General features: G+C 46.1%; 17 protein-coding genes and 2 rRNA genes. 5 read left to right on the top strand and 14 right to left on the bottom strand.

Going from position 1 to position 20,680, the window contains the following annotated elements:
- Positions 1-14: 14 nt before the first annotated feature.
- The 6 genes from QNO02_RS01630 to QNO02_RS01605 all read right to left on the bottom strand — a co-directional run bounded on the left by QNO02_RS01630 (position 15) and on the right by QNO02_RS01605 (position 9,239).
- Positions 15-2,942: ribosomal RNA gene (locus QNO02_RS01630) — 23S ribosomal RNA — on the bottom strand.
- A 309-nt stretch (positions 2,943-3,251) separates the two neighbouring features.
- Positions 3,252-4,804: ribosomal RNA gene (locus QNO02_RS01625) — 16S ribosomal RNA — on the bottom strand.
- Together the 16S and 23S rRNA genes form the textbook arrangement of a ribosomal RNA operon.
- 616 nt (positions 4,805-5,420) lie before the next feature.
- A complete protein-coding gene (gene rocF, locus QNO02_RS01620) occupies positions 5,421-6,386 on the bottom strand; it encodes an arginase (RefSeq protein ID WP_289390891.1) in 966 nt (321 codons plus the stop codon).
- Positions 6,376-7,596 carry an ornithine--oxo-acid transaminase gene (locus QNO02_RS01615; protein WP_289390890.1) on the bottom strand — a complete coding sequence of 407 codons (1,221 nt, stop codon included), beginning with the start codon at positions 7,594-7,596 and terminating at the stop codon, positions 6,376-6,378. The genes rocF and QNO02_RS01615 overlap by 11 nt, the downstream gene beginning before the upstream one ends.
- Before the next feature lie 141 nt (positions 7,597-7,737).
- Positions 7,738-8,394, bottom strand: coding sequence for an amino acid ABC transporter permease (locus QNO02_RS01610; RefSeq protein ID WP_289390889.1), 657 nt, complete (start codon positions 8,392-8,394; stop codon positions 7,738-7,740).
- Positions 8,395-8,417: 23 nt separating this feature from the next.
- Entirely contained in the window at positions 8,418-9,239 is an 822-nt protein-coding gene (locus QNO02_RS01605) for a transporter substrate-binding domain-containing protein (RefSeq protein ID WP_091039264.1), read from the bottom strand.
- 322 nt (positions 9,240-9,561) lie between these two features.
- On the opposite strand from QNO02_RS01605, the gene QNO02_RS01600 reads away from it, so the two are divergent.
- Positions 9,562-10,206 (top strand): GntR family transcriptional regulator, encoded by a 645-nt coding sequence (locus QNO02_RS01600; protein ID WP_036671927.1) that lies wholly within the window; start codon positions 9,562-9,564, stop codon positions 10,204-10,206.
- A gap of 57 nt (positions 10,207-10,263) precedes the next feature.
- Here the strand turns inward: QNO02_RS01600 and QNO02_RS01595 are convergent, their stop codons facing one another.
- A complete protein-coding gene (locus tag QNO02_RS01595) occupies positions 10,264-10,998 on the bottom strand; it encodes a class I SAM-dependent methyltransferase (RefSeq protein ID WP_133387561.1) in 735 nt (244 codons plus the stop codon).
- A gap of 164 nt (positions 10,999-11,162) precedes the next feature.
- Here QNO02_RS01595 and QNO02_RS01590 point away from each other — a divergent pair, with 164 nt between their 5' ends.
- Positions 11,163-11,507, top strand: coding sequence for a hypothetical protein (locus QNO02_RS01590; protein WP_091039268.1), 345 nt, complete (start codon positions 11,163-11,165; stop codon positions 11,505-11,507).
- A 246-nt stretch (positions 11,508-11,753) separates the two neighbouring features.
- On the opposite strand, the gene QNO02_RS01585 is transcribed toward QNO02_RS01590, so the two are convergent.
- From QNO02_RS01585 to QNO02_RS01570, 4 genes are all read right to left on the bottom strand, one after another.
- Positions 11,754-11,981 (bottom strand): cold-shock protein, encoded by a 228-nt coding sequence (locus QNO02_RS01585; RefSeq protein ID WP_017691121.1) that lies wholly within the window; start codon positions 11,979-11,981, stop codon positions 11,754-11,756.
- A 188-nt stretch (positions 11,982-12,169) separates the two neighbouring features.
- Positions 12,170-12,370, bottom strand: a complete 201-nt coding sequence (locus QNO02_RS01580; protein ID WP_024633772.1) for a cold-shock protein — start codon at positions 12,368-12,370, stop codon at positions 12,170-12,172.
- Between the two features lie 394 nt (positions 12,371-12,764).
- A complete protein-coding gene (locus tag QNO02_RS01575; RefSeq protein WP_036607962.1) occupies positions 12,765-13,001 on the bottom strand; it encodes a DUF6953 family protein in 237 nt (78 codons plus the stop codon).
- Between the two features lie 150 nt (positions 13,002-13,151).
- Positions 13,152-13,940 carry a CPBP family intramembrane glutamic endopeptidase gene (locus QNO02_RS01570; protein ID WP_091039270.1) on the bottom strand — a complete coding sequence of 263 codons (789 nt, stop codon included), beginning with the start codon at positions 13,938-13,940 and terminating at the stop codon, positions 13,152-13,154.
- A gap of 306 nt (positions 13,941-14,246) precedes the next feature.
- On the opposite strand from QNO02_RS01570, the gene QNO02_RS01565 reads away from it, so the two are divergent.
- Positions 14,247-14,918, top strand: a complete 672-nt coding sequence (locus QNO02_RS01565) for a phosphatase PAP2 family protein (RefSeq protein WP_289390888.1) — start codon at positions 14,247-14,249, stop codon at positions 14,916-14,918.
- 134 nt (positions 14,919-15,052) lie between these two features.
- Here the strand turns inward: QNO02_RS01565 and QNO02_RS01560 are convergent, their stop codons facing one another.
- Positions 15,053-15,832: a helix-turn-helix transcriptional regulator gene (locus tag QNO02_RS01560; protein WP_133387565.1), complete on the bottom strand. Its 780-nt coding sequence runs from the start codon at positions 15,830-15,832 to the stop codon at positions 15,053-15,055.
- A 112-nt stretch (positions 15,833-15,944) separates the two neighbouring features.
- Here QNO02_RS01560 and pyk point away from each other — a divergent pair, with 112 nt between their 5' ends.
- Positions 15,945-17,360 (top strand): pyruvate kinase, encoded by a 1,416-nt coding sequence (pyk, locus tag QNO02_RS01555; RefSeq protein ID WP_062838171.1) that lies wholly within the window; start codon positions 15,945-15,947, stop codon positions 17,358-17,360.
- Positions 17,361-17,501: 141 nt separating this feature from the next.
- On the opposite strand, the gene QNO02_RS01550 is transcribed toward pyk, so the two are convergent.
- A complete protein-coding gene (locus tag QNO02_RS01550; RefSeq protein ID WP_133387566.1) occupies positions 17,502-19,031 on the bottom strand; it encodes a methyl-accepting chemotaxis protein in 1,530 nt (509 codons plus the stop codon).
- Between the two features lie 176 nt (positions 19,032-19,207).
- Positions 19,208-19,657 (bottom strand): SRPBCC family protein, encoded by a 450-nt coding sequence (locus QNO02_RS01545; protein ID WP_017691129.1) that lies wholly within the window; start codon positions 19,655-19,657, stop codon positions 19,208-19,210.
- A 257-nt stretch (positions 19,658-19,914) separates the two neighbouring features.
- On the opposite strand from QNO02_RS01545, the gene QNO02_RS01540 reads away from it, so the two are divergent.
- Positions 19,915-20,652, top strand: a complete 738-nt coding sequence (locus tag QNO02_RS01540; RefSeq protein WP_249913854.1) for a WecB/TagA/CpsF family glycosyltransferase — start codon at positions 19,915-19,917, stop codon at positions 20,650-20,652.
- Positions 20,653-20,680 lie beyond the last annotated feature (28 nt).

Below are 20,680 nucleotides of genomic sequence, written 5' to 3'. Positions count from 1 at the left end.
TTACAACTTGCTAATTGGATAAGCCCTCGACCGATTAGTACTGGTCAGCTCCATGCATTGCTGCACTTCCACCCCCAGCCTATCTACCTCGTCGTCTTCAAGGGGTCTTACATACTGGGAAATCTCATCTTGAGGGGGGCTTCACGCTTAGATGCTTTCAGCGTTTATCCCGTCCGTACATAGCTACCCAGCGGTGCTCCTGGCGGAACAACTGGTACACCAGCGGTACGTCCATCCCGGTCCTCTCGTACTAAGGACAGCTCCTCTCAAATTTCCTACGCCCACGACAGATAGGGACCGAACTGTCTCACGACGTTCTGAACCCAGCTCGCGTACCGCTTTAATGGGCGAACAGCCCAACCCTTGGGACCTACTTCAGCCCCAGGATGCGATGAGCCGACATCGAGGTGCCAAACCTCCCCGTCGATGTGGACTCTTGGGGGAGATAAGCCTGTTATCCCCAGGGTAGCTTTTATCCGTTGAGCGATGGCCCTTCCATGCGGTACCACCGGATCACTAAGCCCGACTTTCGTCCCTGCTCGACTTGTAGGTCTCGCAGTCAAGCTCCCTTATGCCTTTGCACTCTTCGAATGATTTCCAACCATTCTGAGGGAACCTTTGGGCGCCTCCGTTACTCTTTAGGAGGCGACCGCCCCAGTCAAACTGCCCACCTGACACTGTCCCCGCACCGGATTACGGTACCAGGTTAGAACCTAGATACGATCAGGGTGGTATCCCAACGTTGCCTCCACGCAAGCTGGCGCTCACGTTTCAAAGGCTCCCACCTATCCTGTACAGATCGTACCCAAATTCAATATCAAGCTGCAGTAAAGCTCCATGGGGTCTTTCCGTCTTGTCGCGGGTAACCTGCATCTTCACAGGTATTAAAATTTCACCGGATCTCTCGTTGAGACAGCGCCCAAGTCGTTACGCCATTCGTGCGGGTCAGAATTTACCTGACAAGGAATTTCGCTACCTTAGGACCGTTATAGTTACGGCCGCCGTTTACTGGGGCTTCGGTTCACAGCTTCGGGATTACTCCCTAACCACTCCCCTTAACCTTCCAGCACCGGGCAGGCGTCAGCCCGTATACTTCGCCTTACGGCTTCGCACAGACCTGTGTTTTTGCTAAACAGTCGCTTGGGCCTTTTCACTGCGGCCCCCTCGTGCTATTCACACTACCGGGGCACCCCTTCTCCCGAAGTTACGGGGTCATTTTGCCGAGTTCCTTAACGAGAGTTCTTCCGCGCGCCTTAGAATACTCTTCTCGCCTACCTGTGTCGGTTTGCGGTACGGGCACCTTCACCTGGCTAGAGGCTTTTCTTGGCAGTGTGAGATCATGACCTTCGCTACTACAATTTTCGCTCCCCATCACAGCTCAGCCTTACAATGTGCGGATTTGCCTACACATCAGCCTCACTGCTTAGACGGACATCCATCAGTCCGCGTCACTACCCTACTGCGTCCCCCCATTGCTCATAACGGCTTACGGTGGTACAGGAATTTCGACCTGTTGTCCTTCGACTACGCCTTTCGGCCTCGCCTTAGGTCCCGACTTACCCTGAGCGGACGAGCCTTCCTCAGGAACCCTTAGGCTTTCGGCGGATCAGATTCTCACTGATCTTTTCGTTACTCATACCGGCATTCTCACTTGTATAATGTCCAGCGCTCCTTACGGTACACCTTCAACCCTTATACAACGCTCCCCTACCCCTGATGCAAAGCATCAAGCCATAGCTTCGGTGGTGTGTTTAGCCCCGTTACATTTTCGGCGCAGAGTCACTCGACCAGTGAGCTATTACGCACTCTTTCAATGGTGGCTGCTTCTAAGCCAACATCCTGGTTGTCTGTGCAACTCCACATCCTTTCCCACTTAACACACACTTGGGGACCTTAGCTGATGGTCTGGGCTGTTTCCCTTTTGACAATGGATCTTAGCACTCACTGTCTGACTCCCGGAAGTAAGTCTATGGCATTCGGAGTTTGACTGAGCTTGGTAACCCTTGCGGGCCCCGCACCCAATCAGTGCTCTACCTCCACGACTCTGTTTTCCGAGGCTAGCCCTAAAGCTATTTCGGGGAGAACCAGCTATCTCCGAGTTCGATTGGAATTTCTCCGCTACCCCCACCTCATCCCCGCATTTTTCAACATGCGTGGGTTCGGGCCTCCAGTGCGTGTTACCGCACCTTCACCCTGGACAGGGGTAGATCACCCGGTTTCGGGTCTACGTCCACGTACTCATTCGCCCTATTCAGACTCGCTTTCGCTGCGGCTCCGGCTCTTCACCTTAACCTTGCACGGGAACGTAACTCGCCGGTTCATTCTACAAAAGGCACGCCATCACCCCTAAAACGGGCTCTGACTTTTTGTAAGCACACGGTTTCAGGTTCTATTTCACTCCCCTTCCGGGGTGCTTTTCACCTTTCCCTCACGGTACTGCTTCACTATCGGTCGCTAGGAAGTATTTAGCCTTGGCAGATGGTCCTGCCGGATTCATACGGGGTTTCACGTGCCCCGCACTACTCGGGATCCGTCTCGGAGGGAACAGACTTTCAATTACAGGGCTTTTACCTTCTTTGGCGGGCCTTTCCAGACCTCTTCGCTTAACCGGTTCCTTTGTAACTCCATGTGAGACGTCCCACAACCCCAAAGAGCAAGCTCTCTGGTTTGGGCTTCTCCGCGTTCGCTCGCCGCTACTGACGGAATCACTATTGTTTTCTCTTCCTCAGGGTACTTAGATGTTTCAGTTCCCCTGGTATGCCTCTACATAACCTATGTATTCAGTTATGAGTAACTGGAAATTACCCCAGCTGGGTTTCCCCATTCGGACACCCCCGGATCAAAGCTTGCTTACAGCTCCCCGAGGCAGTTTCGTTGTTCGCCACGTCCTTCATCGGCTCCTAGCGCCTAGGCATCCTCCGTGTGCTCTTAGTAGCTTAACCTCGTGCTCCGGTTTCGACTGCTCGCTTCCCTTGTTTTGCTTACGCAAAACCAAAAGTCGCTCCCATTCGATACCATCGTACGTGCAATCTACCTTATAAAAACACTTCACTTGTTTACACAAGATCAGCTTAAAGGAATGTTCTAATTCGCGTTTGTTTCGTTTCGATATCTAGTTTTCAAAGAACAAGCTCCATGCAAAAGCAAGCTGTTTGAGAGTTTGAGCTCTCAAAACTGAGCAACGAGTGAGTAGTTTGTGCAGCTAAGCTGCGTATTTGAATGTTTCCGTTGCAGGAAACGATTCTCCATAGAAAGGAGGTGATCCAGCCGCACCTTCCGATACGGCTACCTTGTTACGACTTCACCCCAATCATCTATCCCACCTTCGGCGGCTGGCTCCTTGCGGTTACCCCACCGACTTCGGGTGTTATAAACTCTCGTGGTGTGACGGGCGGTGTGTACAAGACCCGGGAACGTATTCACCGCGGCATGCTGATCCGCGATTACTAGCAATTCCGACTTCATGCAGGCGAGTTGCAGCCTGCAATCCGAACTGAGACCGGCTTTGTTGGGATTGGCTCCATCTCGCGATTTCGCAGCCCGTTGTACCGGCCATTGTAGTACGTGTGTAGCCCAGGTCATAAGGGGCATGATGATTTGACGTCATCCCCACCTTCCTCCGGTTTGTCACCGGCAGTCTATCTAGAGTGCCCACCCAAAGTGCTGGCAACTAAATATAAGGGTTGCGCTCGTTGCGGGACTTAACCCAACATCTCACGACACGAGCTGACGACAACCATGCACCACCTGTCTTGAATGTTCCGAAGAAAAGGTACATCTCTGCACCGGTCATTCAGATGTCAAGACCTGGTAAGGTTCTTCGCGTTGCTTCGAATTAAACCACATACTCCACTGCTTGTGCGGGTCCCCGTCAATTCCTTTGAGTTTCAGTCTTGCGACCGTACTCCCCAGGCGGAGTGCTTAATGTGTTAACTTCGGCACCAAGGGTATCGAAACCCCTAACACCTAGCACTCATCGTTTACGGCGTGGACTACCAGGGTATCTAATCCTGTTTGCTCCCCACGCTTTCGCGCCTCAGCGTCAGTTACAGCCCAGAGAGTCGCCTTCGCCACTGGTGTTCCTCCACATATCTACGCATTTCACCGCTACACGTGGAATTCCACTCTCCTCTTCTGCACTCAAGTCACCCAGTTTCCAGTGCGATCCGGGGTTGAGCCCCGGGATTAAACACCAGACTTAAATGACCGCCTGCGCGCGCTTTACGCCCAATAATTCCGGACAACGCTTGCCCCCTACGTATTACCGCGGCTGCTGGCACGTAGTTAGCCGGGGCTTTCTTCTCAGGTACCGTCACCTTGAGAGCAGTTACTCTCCCAAGCGTTCTTCCCTGGCAACAGAGCTTTACGATCCGAAAACCTTCATCACTCACGCGGCATTGCTCCGTCAGGCTTTCGCCCATTGCGGAAGATTCCCTACTGCTGCCTCCCGTAGGAGTCTGGGCCGTGTCTCAGTCCCAGTGTGGCCGATCACCCTCTCAGGTCGGCTACGCATCGTCGCCTTGGTGAGCCGTTACCCCACCAACTAGCTAATGCGCCGCAGGCCCATCCTCAAGTGACAGATTGCTCCGTCTTTCCAGTTTCCTTCAGGCGAAGAAAACAATTATTCGGTATTAGCTACCGTTTCCGGTAGTTGTCCCAAACTTGAGGGCAGGTTGCCTACGTGTTACTCACCCGTCCGCCGCTAACCATCAGAGAAGCAAGCTTCTCTTCAAGTCCGCTCGACTTGCATGTATTAGGCATGCCGCCAGCGTTCGTCCTGAGCCAGGATCAAACTCTCCAATAAAGTATTGAAAAGAGCGATAAGCTCATTTTGAATCTGACGAGATTAAAAATCTCATTTGTGCTCCAGCTGATTCAAGCCAAGGCTTGTTTCAAACTTTCGCGTTCATTCTGCAAGCAGAATGTTTACTCACTCGTTGTTCAGTTTTCAAAGATCAAACTTGTTTCGTTACCGAATGTCGTTCTCTTCAGCAACTCTTATATAATATCATGTCCGAACCAACTTTGCAAGCTCTTTTTTTAAGTTTCTTTCGAAGCTTATTTGATTTGCTTGCCGCACCGTGTATCCCGTGTTTTCTTGGCCGGAATTAGAATATATCATGTACAGATTTCAATTGCAAGTCTTTTTTCAAAAATGATAATCAACCCACATCATCAGCACAATATGTAATCTGACGCTCCTGTACTATAGAAATAACTCTCCGCATCCTCATTACGACGCTTCTAATATACTTATCCATTAAACATAACCAGGGAAGTCACTTCCACTGCGATTGCAGTGAACAATTGATTGTGACTAGCCCTGGTTTTCGAAGATCTCAGTTTTCTTTCCTTCTATAATAGATAAGAAATTATAATCCTTAGGCAAAGCTTGCACACTCCGCATCACTTCTCAGTGCTTACAATATGCGCTTACCAAGTAACGAAGCGATCAGTTCCACACCAAGCCTTGCCGTATGTCTATTGTGGTCAAACAACGGATTCACCTCAACCAGTTCCATCGACGTAACTTGATTTGTGGAAGCAAGTATCTCCAATGCATAATGTGCCTCTCGATAATTCAAACCACCCGGTACTGGGGTGCCCACACCCGGAGCTTCCCGCGGATCCAGACAATCCATGTCAAAGCTGACATGAATACCATCTGTCCCTTTACCCGCTGTAGCTATTGCTTCCTCAATAACTTGCTGTATTCCCATCCGGTCAATATCATGCATCGTAAATGCTCGGATTCCCAGTCCCTTAATCTGCTCTTTCTCATAGTCATCCAGATCACGCAGACCAATATAGACCAAGTTGGATGGATTAATAAACGCGCCTGCTCCAGCAATGTGCGACAGATTGAATGCAGTATGCCCCAAGGATGCAGCCACACTCATACCATGCATATTACCGGACAAGCTCCGTTCTTCCGTATTCAAGTCTGCATGTGCATCAAACCAGATCACACCCAAATTCGAATAGTGCGCTGTTAGCCCGGCAAAAGTACCAATCGCTACACTATGATCTCCCCCAAGCACAAGTGGAAAAGCTCCCTCCTCTACTGCACCTGATACTTCACTACACACCTTCTCACTGACCTGACGTACCTCATTTAAGTGTTTTACACGATTTCGCTCAATAGGGGCAGCAGGTTCAGAAGGACAATCTACCCGCACTTCTTTGGAAAGCACTAGCCCAAGACTCGCAATCTCCCGCTTCAGTCCAGCTGTAATCAATTCATCAGGCCCCAACTCCGCTCCACCTCTTGCTCCACCGAGTCCAAATGGAACCTTAATGATAGAAATATTACGTTGCTCAGATGTTTGACTTGTATCAATAGAAGTATCTTTTATTCCACCATGTACATCATCATCATTTTTCATGTAGGTCAGCTCCCTCATTGTTGATCAATACCTGCTCAATTCTCTCCAGTGCCCAGTCAATCTCGGACTCTTTAATCGTCAGTGGTGGAGCAAATCGAATGGTTGTCTCATGAGTTTCTTTGCACAGCAGTCCAGTAGACATCAAACGCTCACAATAAGGACGGGCTGGTTCATGCAGTTCAACACCAATAAATAAGCCTTTCCCCCGAATATCCCGTATGGCTGAACTGCGAATATCTCGAAGTCTTTTCATAAAATAGTTCCCCAGACGCTCCGATCGCTCGGCAAGCTTCTCATCTTCAAGAACTTTCAGAGCTGCTATAGCCACGGCGCAGGCGAGTGGGTTACCCCCAAACGTAGAACCATGAGACCCCGGCTCAAACAAATCAAGTATCTCCGCATCAGCAGCAATAGCCGAGATGGGCATGACCCCTCCCCCCAGCGCTTTACCCATAATCCAGATATCTGGTTCAACCCCTTCCCAGTCGGAGGCAAAACGGCGACCCGTTCTTCCAAATCCGGTCTGGATCTCATCAGCTACAGTCAACACCTGCTGGCTCTTACACAGAGCAAAGGCTTCAGCCAAATATCCATCAGGCGGGATAACAATTCCAGCTTCGCCCTGAATAGGCTCTACAAGAAAACCAGCCGTATTTGGCGTAATGGCCTTTTTCAGCGCTTCTATATCTCCATAGGGAATAATCCGGAATCCAGGTGTGAACGGTCCAAAATCTTTTTTATACTCCACTGAAGAAGAAAAGGAAGTAACCGTCAGAGTTCTTCCATGAAAGTTACCAGAGCATACGATAATTTCGGCTTGATTTTCCGGTACACCTTTGCGACGATAAGCCCACCTGCGTACCGCCTTCACGGCAGTCTCCACCGCTTCCGCTCCTGTATTCATGGCGAGAATCTTCGATTTCCCCGTGAATTGTGAGAGTTTCTGATAAAAAAGAGAAGCGGAGCTGCTGTGGAATGCCCGTGATGTCAGCGTAACCTGATCTGCCTGATCCTTGAGCGCCTGTATGATCACAGGATGTCTATGACCATGATTCAATGCAGAGTATGCACTTAACATATCCATATAACGGCGGCCTTCAGGGTCTTGCACCCATACCCCTTCCGCCTGTTCAATAACAATAGGGAGCGGATGATAATTAGGTGCAGCATAACGCTCCGACCAATCAATTAACATTTTGGAATCTGACATACACACCCAACACCTTTCCAAAATATTGTATACAAAATACAATAACAATGTATGCGATACCATCGCCATTTACGACTACATCCCGCCATTTCCACTCCAGCCTACTCCAAACCTTTCTCGAATCGAATCCTTTATCAATAGTTATTGGGAAGTAGACAGTTTCCGTTCCAGCCAAGAGAGTAAATTAGCCAGTGTAAATGTGATTATAAAATAGAGGCCGGCGGCAACAAGCAGTGGAGCAAGCGGCTGGAACGTAACACCCTGAATTGTTCTGGCCGTGTATATAATCTCGGCTATGCCGATCATGGAGACAAGAGAAGAATCTTTAATGATAATAATGAATTCATTACCGATGGCTGGAAGCATGTTACGAAAAGCCTGCGGCAGTATAATATAGCGAAGTGTCATACCATGTGTCATACCAAGGGAGCGCGAAGCCTCTGTCTGTCCTTTATCAATCGCTTGAATCCCGGCCCTGAACACCTCCGCCATATAAGCCGAGCTATTCATCGTCAGAGCTACCACCCCCGACATAAATGCCGGCAAGTTCACACCTACAACCGTCAGACCATAATGAATAATAAGAATCTGTACCAGCATCGGTGTTCCTCGAATGAGTTCAATATACGCCGAAGCCACAAATTTAATTGGCCATATTCGGGATATTCGCATTAATGCCATGATCACACCAAGTAACGTACCAAACAATACACCGAAGAAGGAAAGTTCCAGCGTGACCCACGCACTTCGTGCATAATCCTGCCAATGTTCTAATAGAAAGGAAAAATCTAAATTCACGGCATATCCCTCACTCGTCCGGTTTATTCGCCGAGCATCTCATTCGCTTCAACGACGAACCGTTCAATATCTCCGTTCGTTTTGAGCTTTTCCAATGTAGTGTTGATCTGATCCAGCAGCTTCTGATTACCTTTCTTCACCGCGATGGCCGAACCACCCTCATCTTCAGCCTGTTCAATCTCTACATTCGCAACAACAAGCCCCTCTTGGTTCTTCACATACTGTTCAGCCACCGGCTTCTCCAGAATGAGTGCGTCTACACGCCCCGTCTGCAATTCCAGAATCAGCTCAGGTATTTTGGCCAGAGAAGTGAGCTTTGCTCCCTCTATTTCCTGAGCAATCCCTTCCTGGATGGAACTCTTTTGTACGCCAACCTGCTTGCCTGATAGATCATCTATGGACTTTAATGCCGTATCTTCCCCTTCTCTAACAAGTACAGCCTGCTCTGCATAATAGTAGATATGCGTAAAATCAACGTTCTTCTTTCGTTCCTCGGTAGGGGTTAAGCCTGATATTACAAAATCAACCTTATCTGTACCGAGGGCCATAAGAAGGCCATCAAAGTCCATGTCCTCAATCTTCAGCTCGGCTCCCAGATCAGCCGCAATTGCTTTCGCAATCTCGATGTCAAAACCTACAATGGTATCTTTACCATCGATTTTCTTATGAAATTCATAGGGTGCATAGTCCGCACTGGTTCCAAGTACAATTACTTCCTTTTCCGCAGAGCTACTGCCCGAAGACGAAGTAGCGTCTGATCCGGTCTCTGTCGTTTTTTCCTGCCCACATGCGGACATGAATACAACCACTAACAACAGCATCATTGGCAACAGTACTTTTTTCACACATCATACCCCTATTCTTTTTTTGAATGAGTAGCACAATAATTTGTATACAATATACATAAGACAATATATGGACTTATATGTAAGTAATACTAACAAACATTCTGGTTTATCACAATCATTATTTAAACATTTATACGCTTTAATTCCATAAAATGTGCTATATATAACACAGCATTTACATCGGCTGAAACATGAAGTTTGCTTGCCCAACTCCCCCCTCGGTGTTAAGATGATAAAAACTTGAAACTCCTGAACGGCGCGTACAGTACGGCCTTAAACCCATCTATTTATTCACTATACATAGAAAGGAGGATTCGGTATGGAGGTACCCAAATACCGGTCCTTGAAAGATCACGTATACGATTACATTGCCCAGAAGATTCAGGACGGGACGTTACTTCCCAACCAGAAGATCAACGAGGCCGAAATATGCAAAAAGCTGGACATCAGTCGCACGCCTACTCGGGAGGCCCTTTTCCAGCTGGCTTCAGACAATCTGCTGCAATACATCCCACGCAGGGGATTTATAGTCACTCCTTTTGATGCAGGCAAAAAACTGGAGTTCTCCCAAGCGATCGGTGTGCTGGAGGCACTTGCTGCTACACTTGCAGCAGACCATCTCAGACCATCTGAACTTTTGGAGATGGAAACTCTCGTTGTCCGAATGGACGAAGATATTAGCCAGCTTGATCTTGCTGCCTACAACAAGAACCAATACCAGTTCCATAATCTGTACATTCAGCGATGTGGTAACGCCACAGTCATTGAGATGTTAAACACATTGAAGAACAGTTTCATCCGGCAGTCGTATGTTAGTGATAATAAACCAAAGCTATCTGAGGTACTGCTCGAAGTTAATGAAGAGCACCGGCAAATTTTAAGTGCTTTTCGAGCCAAAGATAAGAACCAACTGGAAGCCCTGCTCAAACACCACTGGCGGATTATCGACAACGATATGCTGTAGTACCTTCTGTCGAAACAAAACAAGGACAACCCACACTAATGTGTGAGTTGTCTTTTCCTATTTTTCTTTTTTGACCTCCAACGGTGCCCTTGCTTCAAAAACAGCATACCCCAACTTTTTGCCGTATTTCGCGAGCAACCGATCATTGGTTTGACTCATTCGCTGCATACGTTCATCTTCAAACCAATTCATATCGATCTCACGATGTGGATCATGATCAACGCCCCATTTTCCCATGGATCGCGAATGTTCCTTGACCTCTACCTTGGTGAAACCACACTGCTTGAGGCGTTTTCTCCATGCTGTGGCCGTCACCAGAGTTCGTATACCGTAAAATTGCTTTAACCTGCGACACATCAATTCGGTCTTTTGGCCTGATAGAACCATCTCCCGATCCACCAAAAGTCCAGCGGGCTTCAACACTCTTCTATACTCAGTTAGTGCACTCCGCCATGGAGTAAAGATCGTAACCGACTCCACGAATACCATATCAAAATGATTTTCCGGGAAAGGCAACGATGCTACATCAGCCTGAACAAATCGAACATCCACCCGTTCTCGTCTTGCTCGCCGAACGGCCTTATCCAGCATCTGGCGATTAAGATCAATGGCCGTTACTTGATAACCCCTTTTAGCCAGGTAACACGCAGTCCTCCCAGTGCCACACCCTATCTCAAGGATATGACTATCCACAGGCAGAGATAAACTCTCCAGCAACTTCAGCGTTGCCAAAAAACCTCCGGGATGGGCACTCCCCTCCCCTAACCGAGCCAGCATGTCATGATAATCCACGCGACATCCCCTCCTCACTCCTCCCAGTGTATGGAATAAACTCAAAAACGGCTCCTCCCTATTCGATTTCCCGGGTACTCGTCCATACCAATTGGTCTTCTTTTTACTATGATATACAAACCGTTGAATTCAAGCGGCAACCGCATCTAATGAGGAGGATTTGCATGTACAGAATTAATCGGGTATGTGAAGAAACGGTTTCTCCGCACGTTGGACGTTCCGTTTGTCTCGTTATGAAAGACGGTAAGCATATGTATGGTACACTTAGTCAATGTCGTGATGGCAAAGTTTATTTGAACGGATGTTTCGAGGGACCACGTCTATGTTCAGTCAAGTCCAAACAACAGCTGGTAAAAAGCAGCAAGAAAAACGCTGTTGCATCAAAAAAAGTTAAATCTTCAGCCTACGGTCGATATGGATACGGTCGCGGTTATGGCTATGGAGCAGGAGCAGGGATCGAACTGGCTCTGGTAGCAACTCTGTTTTTGCTGCCATTCCTGTTCATTTAAAACTCAAATCTGATAGCGGTAAAATTGTAGTCATAATAAAGACCCTTTTTGCTATAAGCAAAAAGGGTCTTTATTTTTTTCATGTGATTCCCTTCATTTACATTATATTTTCTGTTAAAAAATGATACAAAAAAAGGCATTCGCTAAAACGAATGCCGGGAACTTCATATTTAATACCCTTACCTTCGCACAGGGTGTCAATTTGATCTTAAAAAAAAACACCTCGTTAGAGGCGGGTAAGCTATGTTAAATCCGATTTCCTTTAGGCATCGTTTTCAGATTACTATTCGAATTCTCAAGCAATGGTAGCATCCTAGTCGTGCTGACCATCTCAGAAGCACATATCGGACAAGTAGGTACGTTATCAAACGCAAAATTGTCCCGCATCCATCCTTTGCACGTATCACTCGTACATTCCCAGATTGCCGCATCAGCTTGTGGAATCTCTTCCAACGGTTTTTTGCGATTATACATGACTTCTACCCCCTTTGTTATGGAAAAACATCTAACCGACGTTATTTCACAGAAGCCTACACTTAGCGGAAGTTTCACGTCCCACCAGACCCCTGCCTCGACAACTAATGGGTCGACTTTTATATAACTGATCAAAAAAAAGAAGCTGCCTTTACCATTATAACATGTTAAAGGCAGCTATGCTTTAATTACAGTTTTACAACTTCTTCTGCTTGAGGACCACGGTTTCCTTGTACAATTTTAAATTGCACGCGTTGACCTTCGTCCAGCGTTTTGAAGCCTTCGCCTGTAATAGCGCTGAAGTGTACGAATACATCTTCTCCGCCTTCAACTTCGATGAAACCGAAGCCTTTATCAGCGTTGAACCATTTTACTGTTCCGTTTTGCATGTGAATTACACCTCCAAATAAAGATTAACATGTTCCTTTGTTCTTTGCAGCAAGCAAATAAAAATTCACACATTGAAAAAGGTACCAGTCATAAACCTATAAGTGATCGCCCTTTACAATATATGAATTAGGTTTTCCACTCTCTACAACTTGTTTTTATTATAACTCCAATTCAGCCAAAAAGCAAATCTTTGTATTTTCTTTTCAAACAGCTTTGGAAATACATGTTATTAACACGCGTGGGGCCAGGGTTTATCACACTTATGTGCCTGGTCGCTTGTGTACGGTCTTATGAAAGGATATGCAGATCTAATCCATCTTATACATTTTTATATAATATTCTGACATGCATATCCAACACAACCAATGAATCATCTTACTCCAGTTTAACACACTATGTCCATGCCCACATAAATGCATCCCGATCCCAGGCGATCTGCCCACGATGAAGCTTTCGGAAAGCTTTCTTCACTTCTTTGGACAATGACGTATTGCCGTTCTCGTTCACAAAAACAAACTCTTCCCCAAAATGGGTCTTCACATATTCTATGGCAGCTTCCTGATGAAGTGTTCCTGTGAATTTAATCTCCTGTACCATCCATTCTGCTACACCTTGTGCTGTCTTCTCCACTATATCACCTACTGTCTAAACTTAATGTACGGATAGGCAGACCTCGTATCATGAACATATCTGTCTTCCCGCCAGACTGAAGTATACCATGATCAAACAGCTGACGGGAAACTGTATGATAACTACTTTCAAGCAATACTCGCAATAGCCTTAATGAACAACCGTATTCGCTTGCTCACTCCCTTTGGATGGAATAGACGAATTTGTTCGAATGCTCCACACTAACCATGCACAGTAAGCAATCAGTACTGCCAGTATTAACAGATCGTAAGGAAGTGTACCTGTATCCTCCAGATCATTTCCTAAAAATTGAATCAGATTATGTATGAAATGAAACAATATAAGCGGTATGATATTTCCGTTCTTCAGCATCAATAACGCCAGTACAGCTCCCAGGAGCAGCGCATAGATCAATTGCATGATCGTATCCGTCATATCCTGACCAGACAATGCGTTCAACAGATGTGTAATCGAAAACAATATGCTTGAGGTCACAACTGCGGCCACTGCACTTTTTTGAAGCAAGGTCTTGAAAATAAGCCCACGATAGATCGTTTCCTCAACAAAAGCTACGAGCAAGGTAAAAAAGATGAAAAAGGCTAGCCGTGACAAGCTCAGCTCCTCAAATCCTTTCAGGGCAAGTGTACCCAGTACAAGGAGTAGTGGAATATAATACTTTGCGTGGCCAGCTGGGATACTTCGTAAAGATCGGAATCCAGTCTCTCCCCATTTGCGCCTTAACGTCAGATAGGTCATCAGAACAATTGCGATGGGTGTAAAGGAAATGAGTACAGGGGAAGTGTAGTCCAGTTGTTTTATCGTTGCAATGGCCCCTGCTGCAAATACGGCTAACAGGAGAAGCAGCTCAATAATTACAACGGTGAGCACAGGTTTGCGCTCGGAAAAGGAATGTTTTGGCTTGGATTGCGGATTAATCATACATTTCCCTACCTCGTTTCATTTGCTTTTTTTCGTTGTCATATGAATTTATATGCCAATATAGTTGTATCACATCATCCGTATATTGAATATCCCTATTATGGATAAAACTATAAAAGTAACAAAAAAGAGACTTATCTTGACTTCTTTTCCCCTAAAATCAGGTATGGCTTATACCTTTATCTGTCCATTATAGTATTACAAGAGTTCAATGCTGCAGGGGTGTCGCGACTTTTCAACGTCATATATCTATGAAGTACCAATTAACGATAGCTTCACAATGCATAATGAAATCAGGGGGATACTATGAAAGCATTCTTTCAGCGCTGGGGGCATTTACTGGCTATTCTGTGCATACCGCTCCAAGGCTCCATTTACGTATTTCTAGGCAGCAACACCGGAAGTGATGTATTTTACAATTATGCTTGGATTGACACGCAGATTCCTTTTCTCAAAGAATTTATTTATCCGTACATTAGCTGGATGCCCATTCTGTATCTTGGATTTCTCTATTTGGGTCTGACGAACAAGTCGCTATTCTGGCGTACGTTGATTACCTATAATGTTGGTGTCATGGCTGCCAATGTCTGTTTTGCGGTGTTCCCTACCCATGTCCCGCGCCCGGAGGTCGGCGGAACCGATCTGAGCAGCGTGTTAGTACAGTTTATCTATACTAATGATGCGCCCTTCAACTGTTTCCCAAGTGTTCACGTTCTGACCAGCTACTTGCTGTTTATTGTGATCAACAGACACTTGAACTTTAAGCCTTGGGCACGGATTTCTTGGTCGGTATGGCTGTGGTTGATTATTGCTTCGACGGTGTTTGTAAAACAGCATTCCTTGCTGGACATCGCAGGAGGCATTTTGTTTGCTGAGGCCGCGTATTGGACTGTACATGTCTTTGCTCTTCGTCTTGGGCAGGCACGAAAAAAAGGCAAGCAGCCACTCACAGCTTCTAATCCAAGCAGTCATGTATAATGACATTTATATATGTAACAGGTGGGATGATGATCCTGTTATACAGCAAAAGAGGGCATAGGCCCTCTTTTTTTGTACTCATTTAATTAAACCTACTTATATAGAAGAACTTTATTTGGGTTGGACTACGCGTTTCATGCTATAGGTGGCCGTTCATGAAGAAGGTCAGACGGTGGACTTCCGGTTATACGTTTGAATATGCGGTAAAAATAAGACAGATCCCGGTAGCCGAGAAATTCGGCAATTTCCTGGATGGAGAGTTGTGACTCAGTGAGCAAATATATGGCTCGTTTCATCCGTTGATCATGGACATATTGACTGATGGTCTGATTTGTCATGCTTTTGAATAATGCAGCAGCATAATTGGGAGTTTTATTGATCTCATCCCCGAGTTCTTCCTTCGTTACTTTCTCCCGATAATGCCGCTCAATATACCGCTTCATCCGTTCAACATGATTATGCCTCTCCGGCGGGATAACTCCACGATCAAGCTCCCTGTTCATATAAATCAACACTTCCATCAATAAGGCTTGGCTCATCATGACATAATAAGACGGACGCTCCTGCCATTGTTGATAAATAGCGCTCATGCGTTGATGGATCAGCTCGTAACATCCAGGTTTATGCCGCAAAGCCTCATACCGTTCCAGTGCAGGCAGAGTTTCCGTATGGTCGCGTTGCAGTTGAATTACAATCTGTGTGTGCGTTACTGTAGGAATACTCTTGCCGTAATATGGGGTACCACCTGGAATGAGGAGCAATTCACCCTTTTCCATGATCTGTTTATCACCGTTCACCCAATATACACATTTTCCATAAGTAACCAAGCTAAGCCGCCAAGTTTCTTGAGATTGTACAGCTTTTTCGTACCAACCGACACCATTAATATGTCGTACTTCAAGTGGAGTGACCATAACACACCTCATTATCGGACTATACTCTAATCATTGTACTATAGTTCATACCCTGATTCGACAGAAAACGCTACAATACACATATAAGCTTAAATATGAGGAGGAAATTAGCATGTTAAAAACAAAAATTATTTGTACCATGGGACCTGCTTGTGACTCAATCGAATTGTTAAAAGTAATGATTCAGGAAGGTATGACCGTTGCCCGTCTGAACATGGCTCATGGCGAACTGGAAGATCACGTGACACGGATTAACAATATCCGTAAAGCAGCTTCCGAACTGAACACCTATGTACCGATCATGATGGATATCAAAGGGCCGGAAGTACGTATCGGTAAACTGAAAGAAGCATCCTGCCATCTGCAAGCGGGTAAAGAGCTGATCCTGACTACCGAAGAAATTCTTGGTGACGCTGAGCGTATCTCGGTAAACTATCCAGAACTGAACCTCGTTGTGAAACCTGGCGATCGTATCCTCATCGATGATGGCCTTGTGGATCTGACTGTACTGTCTGTGGAAGGATCCGATATCCATTGTAAAATTATCAGTGGCGGCATTCTGAAACCACGCAAAGGGGTTAACTTGCCAGGAATCAAAACGACATTGCCAGGTGTAACCGAGCGTGACGTTATGCACATCGGATTTGGGATCGAAAACGATATCGAAATTATCGCAGCATCCTTTGTTCGTAAAGGCGATGACATCCGTGAAATTCGCAGCATTTTGAAAGAGCGCGGTGTAGACCACGTACAGATCATCTCCAAAATTGAAAACCAGGAAGGTATGACGAACCTGGACGATATTATTGAAGCATCTGACGGTATCATGGTAGCTCGTGGAGATCTCGGGGTTGAAGTACCCATCGAAGACGTGCCGATGATGCAAAAAGAAATGATCGATAAATGTAACCGCGCTGGTAAACCGGTTATCGTAGCTACACACATGCTGGAGTCCATGCAAGTGAACCCACGCCCTACTCGTTCCGAAGTTAGTGACGTGGCAAACGCTGTACTTCAAGGTGCTGACGTTGTGATGTTGTCCGGTGAATCAGCTGCTGGTAAATATCCGGTACAATCCGTACGTACGATGGCTGCTGTTGCTCGCCGTGCTGAAACAATGATCGATTACAAAGAGCAATTCGCACAAAAATCGGCTCAACAAATCGCTGATATTACTGAAGTTATCAGTCAGGGCGCTGTAAGTTCTTCCCTCGTACTGAATGCAAAAGCAATCATCACTTCGACTGAGAGTGGATTCACAGCACGCATGATCTCCAAATATCGTCCAAAAGCGCCAATCATCGCAGTTACACAACATGAAGAAGTATTGGCGAAAATCTGCCTGCTCTCCGGTGTCATTCCGGTTATGGGCGACAAAGTAACCACTACGGATGAAATGTTCGAGTCTGCTACGCGTAACGCAATCAAAACAGGTTACATTGAAAAAGGTGACATCATTGTATTGTCCGCTGGTGTTCCAATCGGTCAATCCGGTAATACAAACCTGATCAAAGTTCAACAAGTTTAATTCAATAGCTGTAACTGAAGCTATACATCTTAGTTATATATAGAAATACAAAAATCCACCGAGAGCAGAAATGCATCCCGGTGGATTTTTTGTTGATGCTGTGTGCCAATGATCGTGATGTTACAACAAACGAATTCGAGATTATAGATTCCGCGAGTAATCAACCAGATCCTGTGACATGGTGTTGATCTCATCCATTGAAGCATTCACCTGCTGTGTCAGGGCAGCCTGATTTTGCGTTAACGTGGACATATTACCGATATGTTCAAGAATCTGATCAATCAGTGTTTTCATCTTCTGCATGCTATCTTCGATATTTACTGTGGCCTCCGAACTGTGATCAGCCAGTTTCCGCACTTCACCTGCAACTACGCCAAATCCCAGTCCCAGCTCTCCCGCTCGTGCAGCTTCAATTGCTGCATTCAACCCCAGCAGATTGGTCTGACTGGCAATCTCTCGAATAAACACCGTGATATTCTTCGTATCATCTGCACTGCTTTTCACTTGAATAGCTGCATCGGCAGATAACTCCTGAGCAGTAACCAGATCCTGTGCCTGATCAGTAATTGAGTTGATTCCACGTACCATCTCGCCAATGGACTCCGACAATTGTTTTGTTTTCAGATTCATGGCTTCCACGATCTGTTCCTTATTCTTCTCATGGGTGACATCCCGAATGGTTCCAGCTACACGGAGCGGTACTCCATCCTGATCCCTAATGGTCTCCCCACCCGCGTGATACCAACGGTACTCCCCATCTTTGCGCTGCAAACGATAATCCAGATCGTACGGTGTACGACCACTGTAATCGTTCATATGTCTGGCAAATTCGTTGATCGTCCGATCATGGTCTTCCGGATGAAGTCGGCTGCTCCAGCTGCTGAACACATTCGGGAAATCCTGCTCGTCTTTAAACCCTAATTCTCTACGGAACTGGGGTGACCACCAAAATTCGTTATTTGGATTAACCACATCTCCAGCCACAACGGTCATATCCCACGGTGCCTCCACCAAGGCGCGGTTAACCAGATCATATCGGGTGACGAGTGCTTCCAGCTCATCAGACTTGCTCTTCTCCTCATGAATATCAAACATGATGCCCAAAAGTTTGACCGGAACTCCAGCCTGATTTCGGATGACTTGTCCAAGGCATCGGAACCAGCGAATCTCTCCACTTTTTGTAATCATACGGCTGATGACGTTATAGGCAGTTGTTGCTCTTGTGTCATTCACATGTTTCATAATCTCCTGCACCAGTTGGGGTCTATCATCCGGATATATCGATTTGGCCCAGCTTGCAAATGAATCGGGATAATCCTTGGCATTATGGAATCCTAACATTTGGCGGAATTCATTCGAAAATGAAACGATATTATTGTTATCCAGTGGATCACCAGCAACAATTTCAGATTCCCATAATCCCACATTCATTGCCTGATTCAGCATTCTAAGGCGCATTTCCACGGCTTCGTTTTGTGCTTTCATCATATGTACTGCTTTTTTGATATTACTAGCTATTTCATCGGTATCCTGAAACTCAATGCCATCTTCGATCCATGCGTCATAGTCGCCCTTTTCTGTATTTGCTACCAGTTTACGACTATACTCCAGTAAATTCTGATGCGCATCTGTACGAAGGTGTTTGGTCGATTCAGTACGTTTACGAAACATGCTCATTTCTCCTCTTAGCTCATATGATATATATTTCGACATTATCAGACATTAAATGTAGAGCAATGGTTTTAATTTTGCATAAAAACAAGAACCAGCGCTGAATCAGCACTGGTTCTTATATTAAATGCCTTTATTTTTTATGAAAATAAATCTAAATGACTGCCTCTTACCAGCTACCATCCAAAATTCAGTGTTTTCCCAGTCTCCACCCAAGTTTTGATGCTGCTTAGAATCATCCACCAGCTACTCTGTGCATTCGCAATGGAAGGATGGTTATCTGTAAATTGATCATTAATCAGTGTCAGCTTCGTACACTCCCCCACAGTCTCCAACTGGAAGACCACTCTGGATTGAAGCTCGGCATGATTGGCATGGTATGACGGTCCGGGATGCTCCTGGTAACTAAGTCTGGACAACGGTTCAAATTCCAATATATCTCCATACACATGGACAGTCTCTGCACCATCATTGCCCGGCCCTACATAAGCAAACGGCTGACCTGGTTGGAAATTGGTACGAAGTTCGCTGCCGAAAAAGCTGTTCCGTGTGCCGTCTGGTGATATTAAAGCATTCCACACCTCTTCCAGTCCTGCGTTGATATAGAATTCATATTTCAGTTCCATGGACTCACTCCCTTTATGTATTGGATAAGCGATCTGCCAACCTCGCACTCCTATCCTATCGTTATACCCCAAAGGCCGTATTGTAAAAACGCGACATCAGGTAAAATATAAGCTCTTTATATTTTCGGGAATGTTATACCATGATCCAAACGGGTTGCGCCCATATAGTGCTTTCCTAGAAGATCAGATATACTAAACTGGAATGAAATAACAGGACTGTTCAAGGTGATAGGACGAAATTTGAAAGGAATTGAGATATGAGCCAATCAACGAATATTATGGGCATCCCTTTTCCCAATGTAACGATGAATCAAACTGTTGCAATCCTTGGTGAAGTCGTAGGTCAGGAAAGCAATGAACTATTCCATGTCATCACAGGTAACCCCGAGATTGTTATGTCCTGTCAAAAGAATGCCTCTCTTCGCAAAGTCGTCGATCAAGCCGGGTTGGTCACGGCTGACGGTGCCGGCATTGTGATGGTATCCCGTTTTCGGGGCGGACAATTAACTGAACGGGTAACGGGTTGTGATCTGCTGTTTCGTTTATTAGAGGAAGGCGATCAAAAACACTGGTCATTCTACATGCTGGGAGCAGAGGAAAGCGTAAGTGAACAGGCCGTGAAAGTTATTGCGCAACGTTATCCGGGAGTTGTTGTAAAAGGCAGACACCATGGTTATTTCCAGGTAGATGAGGAACAACAGATTGTGGAAGAGATTTGTACTGCTCAACCAGACTTTCTTATCGTGGCTCTTGGCGCACCCCATGCGGAACACTGGATTAACAAGTATCGCCACCAGTTGAACGCTCGTGTAGCCATAGGTGTTGGAGGCAGTCTCGATATCGTGGCAGGCAAAACCAAACGTGCCCCTGCGATATGGCAGAAGCTTAATCTGGAATGGCTCTATCGCCTCTTCAGTCAACCTTCGAGATGGCGCAGGCAACTCATTTTACCCCGTTTTGCTGTGCGGGCATTGTTGTTCAGAGAACCTAAATAATGTGAGATGAGCAGGAGGGATGACTCGA

This window comes from Paenibacillus sp. PK1-4R (genome assembly GCF_030369595.1).
Taxonomy (GTDB): domain Bacteria; phylum Bacillota; class Bacilli; order Paenibacillales; family Paenibacillaceae; genus Paenibacillus.
The sequence above is the reverse complement of the archived record's forward strand: the minus strand, read 5'-3'. Positions and strand labels throughout refer to the sequence as shown.

What these genes read in the sequence shown, in the direction of transcription:
- rocF (WP_289390891.1), bottom strand. Translation starts at nt 6,386, where the DNA reads ATGAAAAATGATGATGATGTACATGGTGGAATAAAAGATACTTCTATT.
- QNO02_RS01615 (WP_289390890.1), bottom strand. Translation starts at nt 7,596, where the DNA reads ATGTCAGATTCCAAAATGTTAATTGATTGGTCGGAGCGTTATGCTGCA.
- QNO02_RS01600 (WP_036671927.1), top strand. Translation starts at nt 9,562, where the DNA reads ATGGAGGTACCCAAATACCGGTCCTTGAAAGATCACGTATACGATTAC.
- QNO02_RS01590 (WP_091039268.1), top strand. Translation starts at nt 11,163, where the DNA reads ATGTACAGAATTAATCGGGTATGTGAAGAAACGGTTTCTCCGCACGTT.
- QNO02_RS01585 (WP_017691121.1), bottom strand. Translation starts at nt 11,981, where the DNA reads ATGTATAATCGCAAAAAACCGTTGGAAGAGATTCCACAAGCTGATGCG.
- QNO02_RS01580 (WP_024633772.1), bottom strand. Translation starts at nt 12,370, where the DNA reads ATGCAAAACGGAACAGTAAAATGGTTCAACGCTGATAAAGGCTTCGGT.
- QNO02_RS01570 (WP_091039270.1), bottom strand. Translation starts at nt 13,940, where the DNA reads ATGATTAATCCGCAATCCAAGCCAAAACATTCCTTTTCCGAGCGCAAA.
- QNO02_RS01565 (WP_289390888.1), top strand. Translation starts at nt 14,247, where the DNA reads ATGAAAGCATTCTTTCAGCGCTGGGGGCATTTACTGGCTATTCTGTGC.
- QNO02_RS01560 (WP_133387565.1), bottom strand. Translation starts at nt 15,832, where the DNA reads ATGGTCACTCCACTTGAAGTACGACATATTAATGGTGTCGGTTGGTAC.
- pyk (WP_062838171.1), top strand. Translation starts at nt 15,945, where the DNA reads ATGTTAAAAACAAAAATTATTTGTACCATGGGACCTGCTTGTGACTCA.
- QNO02_RS01550 (WP_133387566.1), bottom strand. Translation starts at nt 19,031, where the DNA reads ATGTTTCGTAAACGTACTGAATCGACCAAACACCTTCGTACAGATGCG.
- QNO02_RS01545 (WP_017691129.1), bottom strand. Translation starts at nt 19,657, where the DNA reads ATGGAACTGAAATATGAATTCTATATCAACGCAGGACTGGAAGAGGTG.
- QNO02_RS01540 (WP_249913854.1), top strand. Translation starts at nt 19,915, where the DNA reads ATGAGCCAATCAACGAATATTATGGGCATCCCTTTTCCCAATGTAACG.